2 protein-coding genes and 3 pseudogenes are annotated in these 3,475 nt (G+C 47.7%); 3 read left to right on the top strand and 2 right to left on the bottom strand.

Annotated features, from left to right (window positions below):
• Window positions 1-1,073 precede the first annotated feature (1,073 nt).
• Window positions 1,074-1,238, top strand: a pseudogene (locus tag BBA90_RS19275) (hypothetical protein); the annotation flags it as partial.
• Here the strand turns inward: BBA90_RS19275 and BBA90_RS19280 are convergent.
• Window positions 1,202-1,321: pseudogene (locus tag BBA90_RS19280) on the bottom strand (IS1 family transposase); the annotation flags it as partial. The pseudogenes BBA90_RS19275 and BBA90_RS19280 sit on opposite strands and share 37 nt — an antisense overlap.
• A 278-nt stretch (window positions 1,322-1,599) precedes the next feature.
• Between BBA90_RS19280 and BBA90_RS03350 the strand changes: the two are divergent.
• Entirely contained in the window at window positions 1,600-2,259 is a 660-nt protein-coding gene (locus BBA90_RS03350) for a type A-1 chloramphenicol O-acetyltransferase (protein ID WP_000412211.1), read from the top strand.
• 256 nt (window positions 2,260-2,515) lie between these two features.
• Here BBA90_RS03350 and BBA90_RS19635 read toward each other — a convergent pair whose 3' ends face one another.
• Entirely contained in the window at window positions 2,516-2,629 is a 114-nt protein-coding gene (locus BBA90_RS19635) for a hypothetical protein (protein WP_059570819.1), read from the bottom strand.
• A gap of 492 nt (window positions 2,630-3,121) precedes the next feature.
• Between BBA90_RS19635 and BBA90_RS19475 the strand changes: the two are divergent.
• Window positions 3,122-3,223 (top strand): annotated as a pseudogene (locus BBA90_RS19475) (hypothetical protein); the annotation flags it as partial.
• Window positions 3,224-3,475: the final 252 nt, after the last annotated feature.

Below are 3,475 nucleotides of genomic sequence, written 5' to 3' on the forward strand. Positions count from 1 at the left end.
CCCATATGATGTCTACAGACAAGATCACATTTTTGTTGAACTGGCAACCAACCCCATACCATATTCCAATTTTCTTGGCTCAAACCAAAGGTTACTTCAAGGAGCAAGGTCTAGACATGGCCATCCTAGAACCAACCAATCCTTCCGATGTCACTGAGTTAATTGGATCTGGTAAGGTCGACATGGGTTTGAAAGCCATGATCCACACCTTGGCTGCCAAGGCCCGTGGTTTCCCAGTGACCTCTGTTGCCTCTTTGTTGGACGAACCATTTACCGGTGTCTTGTACTTAAAGGGCAGTGGTATCACTGAAGACTTCCAGTCCCTAAAGGGTAAGAAGATCGGTTACGTTGGTGAATTCGGTAAGATCCAAATCGATGAATTGACCAAGCACTACGGTATGAAGCCAGAAGACTACACCGCCGTCAGATGTGGTATGAATGTCGCCAAGTACATCATCGAAGGTAAGATTGATGCCGGTATTGGTATCGAATGTATGCAACAAGTCGAATTGGAAGAGTACTTGGCCAAGCAAGGCAGACCAGCTTCTGATGCTAAAATGTTGAGAATTGACAAGTTGGCTTGCTTGGGTTGCTGTTGCTTCTGTACCGTTCTTTACATCTGCAACGATGAATTTTTGAAGAAGAACCCTGAAAAGGTCAGAAAGTTCTTGAAAGCCATCAAGAAGGCAACCGACTACGTTCTAGCCGACCCTGTGAAGGCTTGGAAAGAATACATCGACTTCAAGCCTCAATTGAACAACGATCTATCCTACAAGCAATACCAAAGATGTTACGCTTACTTCTCTTCATCTTTGTACAATGTTCACCGTGACTGGAAGAAGGTTACCGGTTACGGTAAGAGATTAGCCATCTTGCCACCAGACTATGTCTCGAACTACACTAATGAATACTTGTCCTGGCCAGAACCAGAAGAGGTTTCTGATCCTTTGGAAGCTCAAAGATTGATGGCTATTCATCAAGAAAAATGCAGACAGGAAGGTACTTTCAAGAGATTGGCTCTTCCAGCTTAACTCGAGGGGGATCCTCTAGAGTCGACCTGCAGGCATGCAAGCTTGGCACTGGCCGTCGTTTTACAACGTCGTGACTGGGAAAACCCTGGCGTTACCCAACTTAATCGCCTTGCAGCACATCCCCCTTTCGCCAGCTGGCGTAATAGCGAAGAGGCCCGCACCGATCGCCCTTCCCAACAGTTGCGCAGCCTGAATGGCGAATGGCGCTGATGTCCGGCGGTGCTTTTGCCGTTACGCACCACCCCGTCAGTAGCTGAACAGGAGGGACAGCTGATAGAAACAGAAGCCACTGGAGCACCTCAAAAACACCATCATACACTAAATCAGTAAGTTGGCAGCATCACCCGACGCACTTTGCGCCGAATAAATACCTGTGACGGAAGATCACTTCGCAGAATAAATAAATCCTGGTGTCCCTGTTGATACCGGGAAGCCCTGGGCCAACTTTTGGCGAAAATGAGACGTTGATCGGCACGTAAGAGGTTCCAACTTTCACCATAATGAAATAAGATCACTACCGGGCGTATTTTTTGAGTTATCGAGATTTTCAGGAGCTAAGGAAGCTAAAATGGAGAAAAAAATCACTGGATATACCACCGTTGATATATCCCAATGGCATCGTAAAGAACATTTTGAGGCATTTCAGTCAGTTGCTCAATGTACCTATAACCAGACCGTTCAGCTGGATATTACGGCCTTTTTAAAGACCGTAAAGAAAAATAAGCACAAGTTTTATCCGGCCTTTATTCACATTCTTGCCCGCCTGATGAATGCTCATCCGGAATTTCGTATGGCAATGAAAGACGGTGAGCTGGTGATATGGGATAGTGTTCACCCTTGTTACACCGTTTTCCATGAGCAAACTGAAACGTTTTCATCGCTCTGGAGTGAATACCACGACGATTTCCGGCAGTTTCTACACATATATTCGCAAGATGTGGCGTGTTACGGTGAAAACCTGGCCTATTTCCCTAAAGGGTTTATTGAGAATATGTTTTTCGTCTCAGCCAATCCCTGGGTGAGTTTCACCAGTTTTGATTTAAACGTGGCCAATATGGACAACTTCTTCGCCCCCGTTTTCACCATGGGCAAATATTATACGCAAGGCGACAAGGTGCTGATGCCGCTGGCGATTCAGGTTCATCATGCCGTTTGTGATGGCTTCCATGTCGGCAGAATGCTTAATGAATTACAACAGTACTGCGATGAGTGGCAGGGCGGGGCGTAATTTTTTTAAGGCAGTTATTGGTGCCTAGAAATATTTTATCTGATTAATAAGATGATCTTCTTGAGATCGTTTTGGTCTGCGCGTAATCTCTTGCTCTGAAAACGAAAAAACCGCCTTGCAGGGCGGTTTTTCGAAGGTTCTCTGAGCTACCAACTCTTTGAACCGAGGTAACTGGCTTGGAGGAGCGCAGTCACCAAAACTTGTCCTTTCAGTTTAGCCTTAACCGGCGCATGACTTCAAGACTAACTCCTCTAAATCAATTACCAGTGGCTGCTGCCAGTGGTGCTTTTGCATGTCTTTCCGGGTTGGACTCAAGACGATAGTTACCGGATAAGGCGCAGCGGTCGGACTGAACGGGGGGTTCGTGCATACAGTCCAGCTTGGAGCGAACTGCCTACCCGGAACTGAGTGTCAGGCGTGGAATGAGACAAACGCGGCCATAACAGCGGAATGACACCGGTAAACCGAAAGGCAGGAACAGGAGAGCGCACGAGGGAGCCGCCAGGGGGAAACGCCTGGTATCTTTATAGTCCTGTCGGGTTTCGCCACCACTGATTTGAGCGTCAGATTTCGTGATGCTTGTCAGGGGGGCGGAGCCTATGGAAAAACGGCTTTGCCGCGGCCCTCTCACTTCCCTGTTAAGTATCTTCCTGGCATCTTCCAGGAAATCTCCGCCCCGTTCGTAAGCCATTTCCGCTCGCCGCAGTCGAACGACCGAGCGTAGCGAGTCAGTGAGCGAGGAAGCGGAATATATCCTGTATCACATATTCTGCTGACGCACCGGTGCAGCCTTTTTTCTCCTGCCACATGAAGCACTTCACTGACACCCTCATCAGTGCCAACATAGTAAGCCAGTATATACACTCCGCTAGCGCCCAATACGCAAACCGCCTCTCCCCGCGCGTTGGCCGATTCATTAATGCAGCTGGCACGACAGGTTTCCCGACTGGAAAGCGGGCAGTGAGCGCAACGCAATTAATGTGAGTTAGCTCACTCATTAGGCACCCCAGGCTTTACACTTTATGCTTCCGGCTCGTATGTTGTGTGGAATTGTGAGCGGATAACAATTTCACACAGGAAACAGCTATGACATGATTACGAATTCGAGCTCGGTACCCCATATGATGTCTACAGACAAGATCACATTTTTGTTGAACTGGCAACCAACCCCATACCATATTCCAATTTTCTTGGCTCAAACCAAAGGTTACTTCAA

Origin of the sequence: Pantoea eucrina, from assembly GCF_001691555.1 — a bacterium.
GTDB classification, from domain to species: Bacteria; Pseudomonadota; Gammaproteobacteria; order Enterobacterales; family Enterobacteriaceae; genus Pantoea; species Pantoea borealis.